Below are 18,093 nucleotides of genomic sequence, written 5' to 3' on the forward strand. Positions count from 1 at the left end.
CGCCCTACCGAGCGATTGCTGGGGGGTGCCCCAACCCTCGCTCACTCTTCCTCCGCATCCAGGAGTTCCATGTTGAGGCCCAAACCGCGGACCTCTTTGACGAGAACGTTGAACGATTCTGGCACGCCAGCTTCGAAATTGTCCTCACCCTTGACGATGCTCTCATAGACCTTGGTCCGGCCGGCCACGTCATCCGACTTGACCGTCAGCATCTCTTGCAGGGTATAGGCGGCGCCGTAAGCTTCCAGAGCCCAGACCTCCATCTCCCCAAGACGCTGACCACCGAACTGCGCCTTACCACCCAGCGGCTGCTGCGTGACGAGGCTGTAAGGTCCGGTCGAACGCGCGTGCAGCTTGTCATCGACAAGGTGGTGCAGCTTGAGCATGTATTTCACGCCCACTGTCACCTTGCGCTGGAACTGCTCACCCGAGCGGCCATCGAACACCACCGACTGACCCGAAGTGTCGAACCCGGCGCGCGTCAGCGCGTCGTTCACGTCCACCTCTTTGGCCCCGTCGAACACCGGCGTGGCAATCGGCACGCCTTTGGTCACGTTGCCTGCCAGTTCCAGCAGATCGTCGTCGTTGCGGTCCTCAAAGGCCTCGGCATAGGTCTCGTCGCCGTAAGCGATCCGCATGGCTTCCTTGACCGGAGTCATGTCGCCGTTGCGCCGATACTCTTTCAGAGCCTCGTCGATCTGAATGCCCAGACCGCGTGCGGCCCAGCCCATGTGGGTTTCAAGAATCTGCCCGACGTTCATCCGCGACGGAACCCCAAGCGGGTTCAGCACAAGGTCAACGGCGGTGCCATCGGCCAGGAACGGCATGTCTTCGATCGGAACAACCTTGGAAATAACCCCTTTGTTGCCGTGACGACCGGCCATCTTGTCGCCCGGTTGCAGCTTGCGCTTCACCGCGACGAACACTTTGACCATCTTCATCACGCCCGGAGGCAGATCGTCACCGCGACGGACCTTTTCGACCTTGTCCTCAAAGCGGTGCTCAAGAGCGCGCTTCTGGGCTTCGTACTGGTCGTGCAGGGCTTCGACATCCTTGGCCTCAGCTTCTTCGCTCAGGGCAAGCTGCCACCACTGGCCACGCGACAGCGTACCCAGCAGGTCGTCGTCAATGGTCGAACCCGACTTGATGCCTTTCGGGCCTTTGACAGCCGTCTTGCCGGTGATCAGGGTCTTGAGACGCGAGTAGATGTTGCGCTCCAGAATGGTCAGCTCGTCGTCGCGGTCACGCGCCAGACGTTCGACTTCTTCACGCTCGATCTGCAGCGCGCGTTCGTCCTTGTCGACGCCGTGCCGGTTGAACACCCGCACTTCGACGATGGTGCCATAAGCCCCCGGCGGCAGACGCAGCGAGGTATCGCGCACGTCAGACGCTTTTTCACCAAAGATGGCGCGCAGCAGTTTTTCTTCCGGCGTCATCGGCGACTCACCCTTGGGGGTGATCTTGCCGACCAGAATGTCGCCCGGCTGCACTTCGGCACCGATGTAGACGATGCCAGCCTCGTCGAGGTTGCGCAGCGCTTCTTCACCGACGTTCGGAATGTCGCGGGTGATCTCCTCTGGCCCCAGCTTCGTATCGCGGGCCGCGACTTCGTATTCCTCGATGTGGATCGAGGTGAACACGTCGTCGCGCAGGATGCGTTCCGAAATCAGGATCGAGTCTTCGTAGTTGTATCCATTCCACGGCATGAACGCGACGATCACGTTCCGGCCAAGGGCCAGTTCGCCAAAGTCGGTGCAGGGGCCATCAGCGATGACCTGCGCGCGCTCGACCGTATCGCCCACCTTCACCAGCGGACGCTGGTTGATGCAGGACGACTGGTTCGACCGTTTGAACTTGCGCAGACGATAGATGTCGACGCCCGGCTCACCCGGTTCCAGCATTTCGGTCGCCCGCACAACGATACGGGTGGCGTCAACCTGGTCGATGATGCCCGACCGGCGGGCCATGATGGCCGCACCGGAGTCACGCGCCACCACGGCTTCAATCCCGGTGCCCACGAATGGGGCATCGGCCTGCAGCAGCGGAACCGCCTGACGTTGCATGTTCGAGCCCATCAAGGCGCGGTTGGCGTCGTCGTTTTCAAGGAACGGGATCAGCGATGCCGCGACCGAGACCAGCTGTTTCGGCGACACGTCGATCAGATCGATCGCGTCCGGCGGGTTCAGCATGAATTCCCCGGCCTTCCGGCTGGAAATCAGGTCATCGGTAAAGCGCCCTTCGGAGTCCTGTGCCGCGTTTGCCTGAGCAACCGTATGGCGCATTTCCTCGGTCGCCGACATGTAGATGACCTCATCGGTCACCTTGTTGTCGATCACCTTGCGATACGGGGTCTCGATGAAGCCGTACTTGTTCACGCGGGCGAAGGTCGCCAGCGAGTTGATCAGACCGATGTTCTGACCTTCAGGCGTTTCAATCGGGCACATCCGTCCATAGTGGGTCGGGTGAACGTCGCGCACTTCAAAGCCGGCACGCTCACGGGTCAGACCGCCAGGCCCAAGCGCCGAAAGACGGCGTTTGTGGGTGACTTCCGACAGCGGGTTGGTTTGGTCCATGAACTGCGACAGCTGCGACGAGCCGAAGAATTCACGCACCGCAGCCGCAGCCGGTTTGGCGTTGATCAGGTCTTGCGGCATGATCGTGTCGATCTCGACCGATGACATGCGTTCCTTGATCGCGCGCTCCATGCGGAGCAGCCCGACGCGGTACTGGTTTTCCATCAGCTCGCCGACCGAACGCACCCGGCGGTTGCCGAGGTGGTCGATATCGTCGATCTCGCCCTTGCCGTCGCGCAGCTCGGTCAGCGCCTTGATGCAGGCGATGATGTCGTCACGGTCCAGCGTGCGCTGGGTATCGGGCTTGCCCAGATCCAGACGCATGTTCATCTTGACCCGGCCAACGGCCGACAGGTCATAGCGGTCCTTGTCAAAGAACAGCGTGTCGAACAGCTGGCTAGCCGCTTCAACGGTTGGCGGCTCGCCCGGACGCATCACGCGGTAGATGTCCATGAGCGCGGTGTCGCGGCCCATGTTCTTGTCTGCCGCCATGGTGTTGCGGATGTAGGGGCCGACGTTGACGTTGTCGATGTCGAGCACCGGAATATCGGTGATGCCCTGATCCAGCAGCACCTTGACGCTGCCGCCCTTGACTTCGCCGTCGCGGTCCAACTCCCAGGTCAGCTCATCGCCGGCCTCGGCCCAGATCTCGCCGGTTTCTTCGTTGATCGTGTCTTTGGCGATATAGCGGCCAAGGATATGGTCAAACGGCACCAGAAGTTCGGTGATCTCGGCGTCGTCGACCCACTTTTTCACCATCCGCGGCGTGGCTTTTTCGCCTGCCTTCAGGATGACTTCGCCGGTTGCGGCATCGACCAGATCAAACGTCGGACGGGTGCCGCGCACACGTTCGGGGAAGAACTTGGTGACCCAACCTTTGTTCTTAAGGTATTTGTAATTAACAGTGTTGTAGTAAGCATCCATGATCGCTTCCTGATCCAGCCCAAGGGCGTAGAGCAGGGTTGTCACCGGCAGCTTCCGGCGGCGGTCAATGCGCGAGAACACGATATCTTTGGCGTCGAACTCAAAGTCCAGCCACGAGCCGCGATATGGGATGATGCGGCAGGCAAACAGCAATTTACCCGACGAATGGGTCTTGCCCTTGTCGTGGTCAAAGAACACGCCCGGCGAACGGTGCATCTGGGACACGATCACGCGCTCGGTGCCGTTCACGATGAACGTCCCGTTGCTGGTCATCAGGGGCATGTCGCCCATGTAGACGTCTTGTTCCTTGATGTCCTTGACCGACCGTGCCCCGGTGGTCTCATCCACATCAAACACGATCAGACGCAGCGTCACCTTCAGCGGCGCGGCATAGGTCATGTCGCGCTGCTGGCATTCGTCAACGTCGTATTTCGGCTTTTCCAGCTCGTATTTCACGAATTCCAGAACAGCCGTTTCATTGAAGTCCTTGATCGGGAACACCGACTGGAACGTGCCCTGAATACCTTCGCCATCCGAAGGTTTCGGGCCCTCGCCCGAGTTCAGGAATAGATCGTATGAGGATTTCTGAACCTCGATCAGGTTCGGCATCTCCAGAACTTCACGGATCTTGCCATAATAGCGGCGGATGCGTTTCTGGCCTACATAAGCTTGCGCCATGCTTGTCGTCACCTTTTTTTCTCGTGTCGCTGGCGAATGGCCGTCGGGCCACGGGCACTCGCCGCTGGCGAAGGAGGGTTGGCTCTATTCATGCGATCCGTCCCGTAGGACCGCTCCCGAGCCGCGCCGCACCTGGAAAGGGGTTTTCACAAAAACACCTTTCAAGACGCGTTTGACTGGGGACGGATTGCTCCATCCCCAGTCGGAAATCATCGTTGCGGTGTAATCCGCAAGCGCGATTACTTCAGCTCGACCTTGGCGCCAGCTTCTTCCAGCTTCTTTTTGAAGCCTTCTGCGTCAGCTTTGGTCACAGCTTCTTTCACTTTGCCGCCGGCTTCGACCAGATCCTTGGCTTCTTTGAGGCCCAGGCCGGTGATGGTGCGAACTTCTTTGATCACGTTGATCTTGTTCGGGCCAGCATCGGTCAGGACGACGTCGAATTCGGTCTGCTCTTCAACCGGAGCTGCAGCAGCAGCCGGACCAGCAGCCATCATGACAGCGCCACCAGCAGCTGGCTCGATGCCATAGGTGTCTTTCAGGATGGTTTTCAGTTCCTGAGCCTGCAGCAGGGTCAGGCCAACGATTTCTTCGGCGAGTTTGTTCAGATCAGCCATTTTTTCATTCCGTTAATAAAGATGGGGTTCCAACGACGTGAGATCAACCCACGCGAGACGCGAAGATCAGGCCGCAGCCTTTTCCTCGATGGTCGACAGGATGCTTGCGATGTTCGAAGCAGGCGCGCCAATCGCACCAGCGATGTTCGCAGCAGGAGCACCGATGCACGACACGATCTGAGCGATAAGCTCTTCACGCGACGGCATGGAAGCCACGGCTTTGACACCAGCCTGGTCCAGAACGTCATTGCCCATAGCACCGCCGAGGATCACGAACTTTTCGTTCGCCTTGGCATAAGCTTCGGTCACCTTCGCCGCAGCGACAGGATCTTCCGAGTAGGCAAGTACGGTCATGCCCGTCAGAAGGTCACCCATTTTAGAACCGGGTTTGCCTTCAAGGGCGATCTTGGCGAGCTTGTTCTTGGCAACGCGAACGGACCCACCTACTTCGCGCATTTTGGCGCGCAGGTCCTGCATCTGTTTAACCGTCATTCCCGCGTAGTGAGCAATCACCACAACGCCAGAGCTTTCGAAGATCTGGCCGAGTTCCTCGACCACTTTCTCTTTCTGGGCTCTATCCACAGTTTCACTCCAAGTATGGGGGTCTCCCCCCGGCTCAAGTTGGCCCCGATGGTCTGGGGCATTCGGGTCCGCGAAGGGTTCCGTAGGCCAAGATCACCCGAGGGCGATTTTCGTCTCGTTCCCCATCTCAGGCAGGAAGATTAAGGCCTGATGGCCACCCACCGTCTCGGACAGGACCGGGCGTTGCCGCCCGGCCATCCCTTCCCCGAAGGGTCGGGAATTCAGAGGCCTCAGGCCGAAGCCGAGGTCAGGTCCACGGCAACGCCGGGGCCCATGGTCGAAGACAGCGACACCTTTTTCAGGTAAGCGCCTTTTGCACCGGTCGGACGGGCCTTGGCCACGGCATCCACGAAAGCGCGGACGTTTTCGGCCAGCTTGACCTCATCGAACGACACTTTGCCGATCCCGGCATGGATCACGCCGGCTTTTTCGACCTTGAACTGCACTTCGCCGCCTTTGGCAGCCTCAACCGCAGTTTTCACGTCCATCGTCACCGTGCCGACCTTCGGGTTCGGCATCAGGTTGCGCGGGCCCAGGATCTTGCCCAGACGGCCAACGATCGGCATCATGTCCGGCGTTGCGATGCAACGGTCGAACTCGATCTTGCCGGACTGGATGATTTCCATCAGGTCTTCGGCGCCGACGATGTCTGCACCGGCAGCCTTGGCTTCATCAGCCTTGGCGCCACGGGCGAAGACGGCGACGCGCACGGTCTTGCCGGTGCCGTTCGGCAGCTGGACCACACCGCGGACCATCTGGTCAGCGTGGCGCGGGTCAACGCCAAGGTTCATCGCGATTTCGATGGTCTCATCAAACTTGGCCGAGGCGGCTTTCTTGATCAGCGCCACAGCATCCTCAACGGAAACCATGTTCTTGCCGTCAAACAGAGCACGGGCGGCGGCAGTGCGTTTTGCAATTTTTGCCATGATGATCAGCCCTTCACTTCGATGCCGCAGGACCGGGCGGAGCCCAGGATGATCTGCATCGCCGCTTCGATCGAATCGGCGTTCAGGTCTTTCATCTTGGTTTCGGCGATCTGGCGGATCTGTGCCACGCTCACCTTGCCAGCAACCATATGGCCCGGCTTGACCGAACCCTTGGCGCGGTTCCGCTTGCCAACCGGCGGCAGACCAGCGGCCTGCTTCAGCAGGAAAGAGGCCGGAGCGGTCTTGAATTCCAGGCTGAACGACTTGTCCTGGTAATAGGTGATGATCACGGGCGTCGGGGTGCCGGGCGTGATTTCAGCGGTCTTGGCGTTGAATTCTTTGACAAACGCCATGATGTTCAGGCCGCGCTGACCCAGCGCCGGACCGACCGGCGGGGACGGGTTCGCCTGGCCCGCTTTGACTTGCAGCTTCAGGCTGCCGATAATCTTCTTGGCCATCTGGCCTCTCCTTTATCACTGCGCCAGCCCGTGATTGGACGTATGGCGCGGTTTAGTGGTCCGGTCCGTCACCCCGTCAGTTTCTGCGAAACTGACACAGGCGCTCGCCTCCCACGCGTTACACTCAGAGCCCTTTGGTGACCTGAGTGAATTCCAATTCGACCGGGGTGGCGCGGCCAAAGATCGACACAGACACTTTCAGGCGGCTGTGCTCTTCATCCACGTCCTCGACCATCCCGTCAAAGCCTTCGAACGGCCCGTCGGTCACCTTGACCTTCTCGCCCACGTCAAAGCGGATCAGGTTGCGCGGCGCGGCCTCTCCCTCTTCGACACGGTTCAGGATCTGGTTCACCTCCGAATCCCGCATCGGCATCGGTTTGCCCTGCGGACCCAGGAAGCCGGTCACCCGGTTGATCGACGAGATCAGGTGGTAACCCTTGTTCGTCATCTCCATCCGCACCAGCACATAGCCGGGCATGAAGCGCCGCTCGGACGTTACCTTCTTGCCACGACGAACCTCGATCACCTCTTCGGTGGGGACCATAACTTCGTCGATTTCTTCGCCCAGACCTGCCTCAGCCACGGCCGTCCTGATCTGTTCGGCAACTTTCTTCTCGAAATTCGAGAGAACGCTTACCGAATACCACCGCTTGGCCATGCCCGTTTCACCTTGTCTGCCCGGACGCCGCAACGCCCGAAATTCATGTATTTCCAACGACTTACGCGAAACGCTCGCCGCCTCGAAGGAACAAAAAACAGCGCGCAACACGAATCATTGCGCGCCGGACTGCCCTTGAACAGGGGGCCGAATACCGCCCCCGGCCTTGGAATTCAAGGGCTAAGCCACTTGCAGCGATCAGAATGCGGTAAGAACCGCCGCCAGACCCGTGCGGATGCCCAGGTCGACAAGGCTGAAGAACGTGGCGGTCAGGGCGGCCATGATGAACACCATGATCGTGGTCAGCACCACCTCGCGCCGGGTGGGCCAGACCACCTTGGCCACTTCGCCGCGCACTTGCTGAACAAACTGAAGGGGGTTGGTCTTTGCCATGTGCTGTCCGGTCATCCTGATTTCCTGGCCCAGATACGCGCTCGGCCCGGCGAATTCAAGCCGGAACCGCATCACACCTCACCAGCCGAAGCGGGAAAGGCGTGTCATGCGTCTGGAAAATGGCAGGGGCAGCAGGGCTTGAACCCGCGACCTACGGTTTTGGAGACCGTCGCTCTACCAACTGAGCTATACCCCTATCCTGCGCGGTGGGTTACGGCAGGACTGTGCGCCCGTCAAGGGGCAAACGCCGCTTCCACCGCGTCGATATCGGCCCCGATCAGGGCTGGCACCGCCGCCCGGATGCGATCCAGCGGCTGGTCCCACCAGGCCAGAGCAGTCAGCCGCGCAATCACCCCGGGCGCAAAGCGCAGGCTCAGCACGCGGGCCGGGTTGCCCACCACGATGGCATAATCGGGCACATCGCGCGCCACCACCGCCCCGGCCCCGACAATCACACCATTGCCCAAGGTGACCCCCGGCAGAATCAGCGCGCCGTGCCCGATCCAGACATCATGGCCGATGGTGGTATCCGGCAGGTTGGTGAAACTGTCGCGGTACGTCTCCAGTGTCTCGCGGTCAAAGACGCCAAACGGATAGGTGGTAAACCCGTCCATCGCGTGATTGGCCGAGGCGGTGATAAAGCGCACGCCATGCGCAATCTGGCAAAGCCGCCCGATGGTCAGGCGTTCAGGCGCGCCGGGGTAGAGATAGGGGGCCAGATGCGCCGCCCAATCCTGCGGCGGGGCAAAGTCATTGGCATAGCTATGATCGCCGATACTGATGTTGGGGTGATCAATCACCCGGTTCAGATGCACCATATCGGGATGGGTGCGGCCATCAGGAAAGACCAGCGGATGCGTGGCCTGCGGGTTCAGGAACGGCATGGAGTGCCCCTTTCAGCGTGAACAGTTGCGACAAACGGTTCAGGCGGTCAGGTCCATGTCATCCTCCATCAGCTATCGGGGATTTGTATCACACCAAGGTCCGCGCGACCAGATCGGTCAGCAGGCTTAGCCCCGGGCGCCCATCTGGTGCTGTTCCGTGCAACAGCCGTGTCAGCTGCGGCACATGGCCGGGCGTATCGGTGATGATGACCTGCAGATCGGCCCCCTTTTCCTGCGCCACGCACGCGGCCAGCCGCGCATCAGCGGGCGGAATGATCCGGTCAACCGCACCGTGCAGCATCACACAGGGCGGCTCGCCGGGACGCAGGCGCCACGGCTGCACCATCGCCGCCGACACCGCCAGCACCGCATCCGGCCGCGTCAGCCGCCCGGCCCAGACCTGTGGCGGGTGGGCCAGCGACAGCGCAGCAATACCGCCCGCACTCATCCCCAGCAGGGTCACCGGCAGGCCGGTGAGGGCGGGTGCAAGCGCCCCGTTTTTCAGCGCCAAAACCGCGCGGCCAAGGTCAAACAGCGCCATCGCAAAGGCCGGGCCATACAAACGCGGATTCAGCCGCAACCCCGCCGCTGCACTCGCCGCCGCCATCCGGCGCATGGCAGGGCGGTCGGGTGGGTCCAGATCCAGCAGCCCGCCCGCCAGCCGGTAGCTGACCGAGGCGACGGCGATCCCCCAAGGGCAAAGCTGCGCCGCCAGTTCTGCAAAGGTCGCTTCCTTGCGGCTGCCTTTGGTGAACCCGCCGCCATGCGCATAGGCCAAGACCGCGCGGGGCAGATCGGGCAGGGCAAGGTCCAGCGCCTGATGCGGCAGCGGACCATAGGACAGGTCAGGCAGAACCCGCATCAGCAGCGCAGCTCAGGCGGATTTCTTGACGAACTGACACAGGATCACGATGGTCTGGCCGTTCACGCGGCCCTCGATCTGATCGGCATTGTCCTGCACCAGCCGGATGCCCCGCACCGCCGTGCCGCGCTTGGCCACCATCGACGAGCCCTTGACCGGCAGATCCTTGATCAACACCACCGTATCGCCCGCCGCCAGCAGCACACCGTTGCTGTCGCGATGCTCCACCCCCGCAACGGCCTCCCCCTGCCCGGCTTCGGCGCGCGCCAGCACCTCGGGGTCCAGATAGACCGTCTCCAGCAGATCCACCGCCCAAGACTCGCCCGGCAGCGCCTTCAGCAAGCGATACGCCGCAATCTGTGTGCCCGCATCCGCCGACCAGATCGCATCGCCCAGACAGCGCCAACGCGGGCCGGGGGTGATGTCGCCGGTCAGCGCGGCCGCGCAAGTCAGGCACAGCATGGCAACATCTTCGCCGGGGGAAAGTTGCACCGGGCTGGCATCAGGGGCAGCGCACAGAACACAGGTCGTCATCAGAATGGCCTTTCAGGGCTTTGAAGAAGGGGCGGGGCAATGAAAAAGGGCGCGCGGAACCCCGCGCGCCCTTTGGCTCTTACGCCTTCATCACAGCTCAGGCGAGGATCTTCGAGATCGAGGCCGACAGGCAAAGGTCCAGTGGACCTTTGCCCGGCCGAGGGCCTGCGACGCCCGAAGTTTCCAAAATCATCAAGCGAGGATTTTCGAGACCACGCCTGCGCCGACGGTACGGCCGCCTTCGCGGATGGCGAAGCGCAGTTTTTCTTCCATCGCGATCGGGGCGATCAGTTCGACGTTGAACTTCAGGTTGTCGCCCGGCATCACCATCTCGGTGCCTTCGGGCAGCTGGACCATGCCGGTCACGTCGGTCGTGCGGAAGTAGAATTGCGGACGGTAGTTCGCAAAGAACGGCGTGTGACGGCCGCCTTCTTCCTTGGTCAGGATATAGGCTTCGGCTTCGAACTTGGTGTGCGGGTTCACCGACTTCGGCTTGCACAGCACCTGGCCACGTTCCACGCCTTCACGGTCGATGCCGCGCAGCAGCACGCCGACGTTGTCGCCAGCCTCACCACGGTCCAAGAGCTTGCGGAACATCTCGACGCCGGTGCAGACCGACTTCTTGGTGTCGCGGATGCCGACGATTTCGACTTCGTCGCCAACGTTGATCACGCCACGCTCCACGCGACCGGTGACAACCGTACCACGACCCGAGATCGAGAACACGTCTTCGATCGGCATCAGGAACGGCTGGTCCACGGCACGTGCCGGGGTCGGGATGTAGCTGTCAACAGCCGCCATCAGCGCGCGCACGGAATCTTCGCCGATGTCCTTGCGCTCACCGATCATCGCCTGGTGGGCCGAGCCCTTGATGATCGGAATGTCGTCGCCCGGGTAGTCGTAGGACGAGAACAGCTCGCGGATTTCCATCTCGACCAGTTCGATCAGCTCTTCGTCATCAACAAGGTCAACCTTGTTCATGTAGCAGACCATGTACGGAATGCCGACCTGACGCCCCAACAGGATGTGCTCGCGGGTCTGCGGCATCGGGCCGTCGGAGGCGGCACACACCAGAATGGCGCCGTCCATCTGTGCGGCACCGGTGATCATGTTCTTCACATAGTCGGCGTGGCCGGGGCAGTCGACGTGCGCATAGTGGCGCGCTTCGGTCTCATATTCCACGTGCGCGGTCGAGATCGTGATCCCACGTGCCCGCTCTTCCGGCGCGCCGTCGATCTGGTCGTAGGCTTTGAAATCGCCGAAATACTTGGTGATCGCCGCCGTCAGCGTCGTCTTGCCGTGGTCAACGTGGCCAATCGTGCCAATGTTGACGTGCGGTTTGTTCCGTTCAAACTTTGCCTTTGCCATTCGCCAGCGCCCTTGGATTTGGGGGGCCCGCGCAAATGCAGCGCTGGCCCCATGCTACACGGGCGGCGAAGTAAGCCGTAAACGAGGGGAAATCAAGCCTCTGTTGGCAATTCCCAAGGGTCAGCTGTCGCTTCCGGCCGTCACATTGATCACCGTTGCCGGCACAACCGACGGCAGGCCAAACCATTCCGGGTTTTGCAGGAACCAGTCTTCGACCCGCTTGACCGCATTATAAGACAGCGCATCCATCTGCTGCTGCTTGCTCCGGGTGATCCCGGTGCCGATCACGGTCTCCCCCGACAGGCTTTCAAACACGGTGATCTGCTTGCCCTCGGCGTTCAGCTTTTGCTGGGCCGCATCGTCCCAGACGTTGGCCGTGATCACCAGAATCGACTTTGGTGCCGCCACCACCGGAATGCCGGGGGGGGCAAGCGCATAGCCATCCACCGAAATCCCGATATTATACAGCTTTGTCCCCTGATACCGGCCAAAGCGGTTATCAACCGCCTTTTTCATCGCGGCTTCCCACTCTTCGCCCGTGGCATTCCGCGAAATCGGAACCTTCTGGGTTTTGTCGGTGACCACAATGTTCAGGCCCAGGGCAAAATCCCCCAGCGGCACCGGCGGGTCGGCCAGATCATTCCTGGCGCAGCCAAGCAAAAGGGTCAGGCAAAGACCAAATCCAGTCAGGCGGGCGGGGGTCATGGGCAGCTTCCTCGCAAAGGGTCAGGCCGGGATAGCCCGTGGCGCAAAGTCGCGCAAGCGGGGGAGTGCCGGTGACAGAGGCGCAAATCCGCCTATATCTGTCATAACCCCGGAGACAGCATGACCGAACACCGCCCCATTCCTGCCAGATCAGAGCCGGTCAAAGTGCCCCTCGGCAAGCGCCCCTTGGGTGTGTTCGGGTCGCTGGCCGCCGGGCGGCGCAACATTCTGGAGCTGATTCCCGAGATCGCCACCCATGCCCCGATCCTGTCCGGCCGCACCGGAAAGCGCTGGCATATGGTGATGGACCCGGACGCATTGCGCCATATCCTGCGGGAAAACGTGACAAATTACCCCAAGTCGGTGGTGACCAAGCTGATCCTGGAACCTGCCATCGGCGACAGCCTGTTCGTGGCCGAGGGGCAGGAGTGGCTCTGGCAGCGGCGCACCGCCGCCCCGGTGTTTTCGCATCGCAACGTCGCCGCCCTCGCCCCGGTGATGAGCGCCGCCGCCGAGCGCGCCTGTGCCCGCATCGCAACCGGCACGGGCCGGGCGGTCAACTGTTATGACGAAATGGTGACCGCGACCTTCGAGGTGATCTCGGATGTGACCTTCTCTGACGGTGAGGGCTTTGACCGCGCCTCGGTGCATCGCGCCATCGAAGATTACATGGCCCAGACTGCCCGCGTATCGCTGCTCGACATCATCGGCGCGCCGGCCTGGGTGCCACGACCGGGGCGGTTGTTGTCAGGGGCCGCCATGCGCCAGATGAAACGCGTCGCCGACGGCTCGATCCAGCGCCGCCGGGCCGAGGGCAATCCGGGCGTGCCCGATCTGCTCGATCTGCTGATGGCGGGCGAAGACCCGAAGTCGGGCCGCAAGATGACCACGCCGGAGCTGCGCGACAATCTGCTGACCTTCATTGTGGCTGGGCATGAGACCACAGCGCTGACCCTGTCCTGGGCGCTGTATCTGTGCGCCTTTGATCCCGCCGTTCAGGCTGCGGCGCGCGCCGAGGCACAAGCTGCGCTTGGCACCCGTGCCGCGACCGCCGCTGATATCGCCGCCCTGCCGCTGATCCGGCGCATCGTGGATGAAACGCTGCGGCTCTATCCGCCCGCCGCCTTTCTGTCGCGCACCGCGCAGGCGGCCGATACGCTCTGCGGCCGCGAGGTCTTGCCGGGCGATACCATCATTCTGCCGATCTACGCGCTGCACCGCCACCATGCGCTCTGGGGCCGCCCCGACAGCTTTGACCCCGACCGTTTCGCCGAGCCCAAAGCTGTGGACCGCTATGCCTATCTGCCGTTCGGCGATGGCCCGCGCGTCTGCATCGGCGCGAATTTCGCCCTGCAAGAGGCGGTGATCATCCTCGCCACCCTGCTCGCCCGCTTCCGCTTTGACCTGGTGCCTGGCAAAGCGCCAAAGCCGGTGATGATCCTGACCCTGCGCCCCGAAGGCGGGGTCTGGCTGACTGTCACACCAGCCTGACTCCTTTTTGCATTGCAGCTTTCCCAAATACTCCGGGGGTCCGGGGGCGGCGCCCCCGGACGGTGGGTATCAGGCCAACGCCTCGGCCTTTGCGTGCAAATGCGCCACCAGCCCCGGATCCAGCTTCAACCGCGCCGCCAGCATGGCAAGGTAGCCCTTTTCCGCCGCGCCCTCGCTGTCCACCGCCAGCAGCGAGGCGGCGTAGATTTCTGCCGCCTCTTCTTCGCTCCGCGCCAAGGCCGCAATCCGGCCGGGGTCCAGCGGGGCATCCAGCTCGGCCGCGATCATCGCCGACGCCTCCTGTTCCAGCCCCAAAGCCGCCAACTGCCCGTCGATCCGCGCCCGCTCGTCGGCGGTCACATGACCATCGGCCTTTGCCGCCGCCACCATCGCCTGCAGCAACCGCGCCGACAGGTCATTGGCCTGCGCCGTATCCGAGGGCAGAAATACCGTGCCCTCGGGATGCGGCAACGCCATCGGCCCCGGCTCTGCGGTCACCGCCTTGCCGTCTTTCCAATCCTGATAAGCCTTGTAGGCCAGCCCGCCGATCAGCGCGGCCCCGCCGACCTTTGCCCCGGTGCCCAGCATGCGGCGACCGCCCTTGGTCATCAGAATGCTCATCAGACCGCCCGCAATCGCGCCCTTGCCCAAAGTCGATTGCCCGCCCCAAAGCTCCTTGGCCTTCTGGCCCAGACCATCGGCCCCTTGCGCCCCGATCTTGCCGCCGGTCGCCTGATTGACCTGACCGATCACGGAATCGAGCAGAGATTTCGCATTGAACATATCGACACTCCTGATGGACACTTGTTTCCGATCAGATGGGGGGTGCAGGCGCCTTTCGCAACGCCCTCCCCCGGCGATTTACGCCTGCCCCCAACCGCCGCCGCCCGGCGTCAGCATCTCGAACACAGCACCGGGCGGCAGGTCGCGTTCGTCATTGCCGCGCAGCCGCTCGACCCGTCCATCCGGCCAGATCACCCGGTTTTCCCCGACCGCCCCCGGCAGGCCACCCGCCATGCCAAAGGGCGCCACCTCACGGCTGCCGCAGAGCGTGGTCACCGTCACCGCGTCCAGAAACCGCAGCCGCCGCACCGCGCCATTGCCGCCGGGCCAGTCCCCGGCACCGCCAGAGCCTTGGCGGATGCCAAACGCCTCCAGCCGCACCGGGAACCGCTTTTCCAGAATTTCCGGGTCGGTCATCCGGGTGTTGGTCATATGGCTTTGCACCGCGTCACAGCCCGCAAACCCCGGCCCGGCCCCGGTGCCGCCTGCTATGGTTTCATAATTCTGAAACTGCGCGTTGCCCCACACAAAGTTGTTCATCGTGCCCTGCGAACAGGCCATCACCCCCAGCGCCCCATAGAGAGCGTTGCAGGCGGCTTGCGACACTTCGGTGTTGCCCGCAATTACCGCCGCAGGGGCCTGCGGGTTCAGCATAGACCCTTCGGGCAGGATGATCTCCAGCGGTCGCAGGCAGCCCTCGTTCAGTGGAATCGCCTTGCCGACCATCGTGCGGAACACATACAGGACCACCGCCCGCGCCACCGCCGCCGGGGCGTTGTAGTTGCCCGCATGCTGCGCAGAGGTGCCGGTAAAATCCACCACGGCAGAACGCGCGGCACGGTCCACCCGCACCGCAACGCGGATCGTGGTGCCAATGTCCATCGGATAGGCAAACGCCCCATCCTCCAGCCGGTCGATCACGGCGCGCACGCATTCCTCGGCGTTGTTCTGCACATGGCCCATATAGGCGGCCACCACCCCGGCACCGTAAGCCGCCACCACGCGCAAGAGTTCGCGCCGTCCGGTCTCATTGGCAGCGATCTGGGCTTTCAGATCGGCCATGTTCTGATCGACCGACCGCGCCGGATAGCGGGCCGAGGCCAGCAGAGCCCTTGTCTCGGATTCCCGCAGTCGCCCTTGTTCCACCAGCGCGAACAGGTCGATCAGCACACCTTCCTCGTCGATATGGCGGCTGTCGGGCGGCGAAGACCCCGGCGTGCGCCCGCCGATATCGGCGTGGTGCCCGCGCGACCCCAGCCAGAACGCAGGCGCGCCACCGACAAAAACCGGCGTGATCACGGTCACATCCGGCAGATGGGTGCCGCCGTTATAGGGGCTGTTCAGCATCCAGGCATCGCCCTCTCGCGCGGTGCCTTTGGTGGCGGCAATCACCACCTTGACCGCATGCGACATGCTGCCCAGATGCACCGGCACATGCGGCGCATTGGCCACCAGATCGCCCTGCGCGTCAAAGATCGCACAGGAAAAGTCCAGCCGTTCCTTGATGTTGACTGACCACGCGGTATTGGCGAGGGTCGCCCCCATCTGATCGGCCACTGACATGAACAGGTTGTTGAACACCTCCAGCAGCACCGGGTCGGCATGGGTACCGACCGCATGGCCCCGCGCCAAGGCGGTGGTGCGCTCCAGGATCAGGTTGGCGCGCGCATCCACGCGCGCCTGCCAGCCCGGCTCCACCACCACCGTCCCGGTCGTCTCGCGCAGGATGGCGGGGCCGGTAATCGCGGTGCTTTCGGGCAGGTGCGCCCGGTCATACAGCGGCACCTCGGCCCAATCCTCCAGCCACACCCGCTGCACGGCCAGCGGGCTGGCCGCCCCCTCCGGCGCAGCGGCGGGCGGAAGGCTGGCGCCATCGCCAATCGCCTCTACTGCCAGCATCTCGAACAGCACTGCCCGTTCGGGCGAGGCAAAGCCGAAGCGCGCCTGATGCGCCGCCTCAAACGCCGCCTTCATCGCGGCTGCGTCGTCAAACGCCACCTCGAGCGGCTGATGCGAGCCGTCATAGCGCAGATGCGCGCGGGTGAGGATGCGCGGCGCGGTTGCCCCCTGCGCCGCCACCTCGGCCCGCACCAGCGCGGTGATTTCGGCCAGCGTCGAGCGCGCCGCCTCCATCGCCGACAAGGGCGCATCAAACTGCACCTCCTGCAGCGCGCGGATCTCGGCCAGCCCCATGCCAAAGGCCGACAGCACCCCGGCAAACGGGTGGATAAAGATGCGCGTCATTCCCAACGCATCGGCCACGCCGCAGGCATGCTGCCCCCCTGCCCCGCCAAAACATTGCAGGGTGTAGCCGGTCACGTCATGCCCGCGCTGGACCGAGATCTTCTTGATCGCATTGGCCATGTTGTCGATGGCGATGCGCAGGAACCCGGTAGCCAGCTCTTGCGGCGTCATCGGCGGCTGGCCGGTGGCGACGGCGATCTCGGCGCTGATTGCGGCACACCTCGCCTGCGCCGCCTCGGCGTCCAGCGGGGCGGTGCCGTCGGGGCCGAACACCGCCGGGAAATGCGCGGGCGACAGGCGGCCCAGCACGACGTTGCAATCGGTGATGGTCAGCGGCCCACCGCGACCGTAAGCAGCGGGGCCGGGGTTGGCCCCCGCGCTCTCCGGCCCGACCTGCAACCGGCCGTCGCGAAAGCTGCAGACTGACCCGCCACCCGCCGCCACCGTATGGATATCCATCATCGGCGCCCGCATCCGCACCCCGGCCACCTCGGTCTCGAAGCTGCGCTCGTAAACCCCCGCGTAATGGCTGACATCGGTCGAGGTGCCGCCCATGTCAAAGCCGATCAGCCGGTCGAACCCCGCCACCTGCGCGGTCTGCACCATGCCGACGATGCCGCCCGCCGGGCCGGACAGGATTGCATCCTTGCCCATGAAGCGATGCGCCTCGGTCAGCCCGCCCGACGATTGCATGAACAACAGCCGCCCCGTCGCGCGGCCCATGTCCAGCGCACCCTCGACCTGCGCCACATAGCGGCGCAGGATGGGCGAGAGGTAGGCATCGACCACCGTCGTATCGCCGCGCGACACCAGCTTGGCCAGACGGCTGACCTGATGCGACAGGCTGATCTGGGTGAACCCTTCCTCGGCGGCAATCTCGCCCACCCGCGCCTCATGCGCGGGGTTGAGGTAGCCGTGCATCAACGCCACCGCCACCGCGCGGATGCCTTGCTTGTGCGCCGCTTTCAAAGCAGCGCGCGTCGCCGGCTCGTCCAGCGGGGTGAGTTCCAGCCCGTCAGCATCCAGCCGCCCCGGCACTTCGGCCACCGCCTCATGCAGCAGGTCGGGGCGCTGGATATGCAGGGCGAACAGGTCGGGGCGGGCTTGCGTGCCGATCCGCAACAGGTCGGCGAATCCTTCGGTGATCAGCAACAGCACCCGCTCTCCCTTGCGCTCCAGCAGGGCGTTGGTGGCGACGGTGGTGCCCATCTTGACGGCCCCGATCAGACCGTCGGGAATGGTCTCCTCCGCCCCAAGACCCAGACAGTCGCGGATGCCCTGCACGGCGGCATCGGGGTAGCGCCCGGGGTTTTCGGACAAGAGCTTGCGGGTCGTCAGCCCGCCATCCGGGCGGCGGGCCACCACGTCTGTAAAGGTGCCGCCCCGGTCGATCCAGAATTCCCACGTGCCCATGAA

At 63.3% G+C, this 18,093-nt stretch carries 15 protein-coding genes and 1 tRNA gene; 1 reads left to right on the forward strand and 15 read right to left on the reverse strand.

What is annotated here, in order from left to right; translation table 11 throughout:
- Window positions 1-41: 41 nt before the first annotated feature.
- The 13 genes from rpoB to J2X53_RS04740 form a co-directional block, all read right to left on the reverse strand.
- A complete protein-coding gene (gene rpoB / locus J2X53_RS04680) occupies window positions 42-4,175 on the reverse strand; it encodes a DNA-directed RNA polymerase subunit beta (protein ID WP_349036325.1) in 4,134 nt (1,377 codons plus the stop codon).
- Window positions 4,176-4,414: 239 nt separating this feature from the next.
- Entirely contained in the window at window positions 4,415-4,789 is a 375-nt protein-coding gene (gene rplL / locus J2X53_RS04685) for a 50S ribosomal protein L7/L12 (RefSeq protein ID WP_118149330.1), read from the reverse strand.
- A 66-nt stretch (window positions 4,790-4,855) separates the two neighbouring features.
- Window positions 4,856-5,371 (reverse strand): 50S ribosomal protein L10, encoded by a 516-nt coding sequence (gene rplJ, locus J2X53_RS04690; protein WP_349036326.1) that lies wholly within the window; start codon window positions 5,369-5,371, stop codon window positions 4,856-4,858.
- A 230-nt stretch (window positions 5,372-5,601) separates the two neighbouring features.
- Complete coding sequence (gene rplA, locus J2X53_RS04695) at window positions 5,602-6,297, reverse strand: 50S ribosomal protein L1 (RefSeq protein ID WP_349036327.1); 696 nt, start codon at window positions 6,295-6,297, stop codon at window positions 5,602-5,604.
- 5 nt (window positions 6,298-6,302) lie between these two features.
- Complete coding sequence (gene rplK / locus J2X53_RS04700) at window positions 6,303-6,755, reverse strand: 50S ribosomal protein L11 (RefSeq protein WP_349036328.1); 453 nt, start codon at window positions 6,753-6,755, stop codon at window positions 6,303-6,305.
- A gap of 124 nt (window positions 6,756-6,879) precedes the next feature.
- On the reverse strand, window positions 6,880-7,413 hold the full coding sequence (nusG, locus tag J2X53_RS04705; protein ID WP_349036329.1) for a transcription termination/antitermination protein NusG: 534 nt from the start codon (window positions 7,411-7,413) through the stop codon (window positions 6,880-6,882).
- Between the two features lie 198 nt (window positions 7,414-7,611).
- Complete coding sequence (gene secE, locus J2X53_RS04710) at window positions 7,612-7,806, reverse strand: preprotein translocase subunit SecE (protein WP_118149981.1); 195 nt, start codon at window positions 7,804-7,806, stop codon at window positions 7,612-7,614.
- A gap of 120 nt (window positions 7,807-7,926) precedes the next feature.
- A tRNA-Trp gene (locus tag J2X53_RS04715) sits at window positions 7,927-8,002 on the reverse strand.
- 37 nt (window positions 8,003-8,039) lie between these two features.
- Window positions 8,040-8,690 (reverse strand): CatB-related O-acetyltransferase, encoded by a 651-nt coding sequence (locus J2X53_RS04720; protein WP_349036330.1) that lies wholly within the window; start codon window positions 8,688-8,690, stop codon window positions 8,040-8,042.
- Window positions 8,691-8,778: 88 nt separating this feature from the next.
- Window positions 8,779-9,552 carry a hypothetical protein gene (locus J2X53_RS04725; protein WP_349036331.1) on the reverse strand — a complete coding sequence of 258 codons (774 nt, stop codon included), beginning with the start codon at window positions 9,550-9,552 and terminating at the stop codon, window positions 8,779-8,781.
- Between the two features lie 12 nt (window positions 9,553-9,564).
- Window positions 9,565-10,086 carry an alkylphosphonate utilization protein gene (locus J2X53_RS04730; RefSeq protein ID WP_349036332.1) on the reverse strand — a complete coding sequence of 174 codons (522 nt, stop codon included), beginning with the start codon at window positions 10,084-10,086 and terminating at the stop codon, window positions 9,565-9,567.
- 192 nt (window positions 10,087-10,278) lie between these two features.
- Complete coding sequence (gene tuf / locus J2X53_RS04735; RefSeq protein WP_349036333.1) at window positions 10,279-11,454, reverse strand: elongation factor Tu; 1,176 nt, start codon at window positions 11,452-11,454, stop codon at window positions 10,279-10,281.
- Between the two features lie 120 nt (window positions 11,455-11,574).
- On the reverse strand, window positions 11,575-12,159 hold the full coding sequence (locus J2X53_RS04740; RefSeq protein ID WP_349036334.1) for a hypothetical protein: 585 nt from the start codon (window positions 12,157-12,159) through the stop codon (window positions 11,575-11,577).
- A 120-nt stretch (window positions 12,160-12,279) separates the two neighbouring features.
- Between J2X53_RS04740 and J2X53_RS04745 the strand changes: the two genes are divergently transcribed.
- On the forward strand, window positions 12,280-13,650 hold the full coding sequence (locus J2X53_RS04745; RefSeq protein WP_349036335.1) for a cytochrome P450: 1,371 nt from the start codon (window positions 12,280-12,282) through the stop codon (window positions 13,648-13,650).
- 69 nt (window positions 13,651-13,719) lie between these two features.
- Here J2X53_RS04745 and J2X53_RS04750 read toward each other — a convergent pair whose 3' ends face one another.
- A complete protein-coding gene (locus J2X53_RS04750) occupies window positions 13,720-14,433 on the reverse strand; it encodes a DUF533 domain-containing protein (protein WP_349036336.1) in 714 nt (237 codons plus the stop codon).
- 78 nt (window positions 14,434-14,511) lie between these two features.
- Window positions 14,512-18,090, reverse strand: a complete 3,579-nt coding sequence (locus tag J2X53_RS04755) for a hydantoinase B/oxoprolinase family protein (protein ID WP_349036337.1) — start codon at window positions 18,088-18,090, stop codon at window positions 14,512-14,514.
- Window positions 18,091-18,093 lie beyond the last annotated feature (3 nt).

The sequence above is a fragment of the Pseudotabrizicola sp. 4114 genome, assembly GCF_031457365.1.
Classification (GTDB): domain Bacteria; phylum Pseudomonadota; class Alphaproteobacteria; order Rhodobacterales; family Rhodobacteraceae; genus Pseudotabrizicola.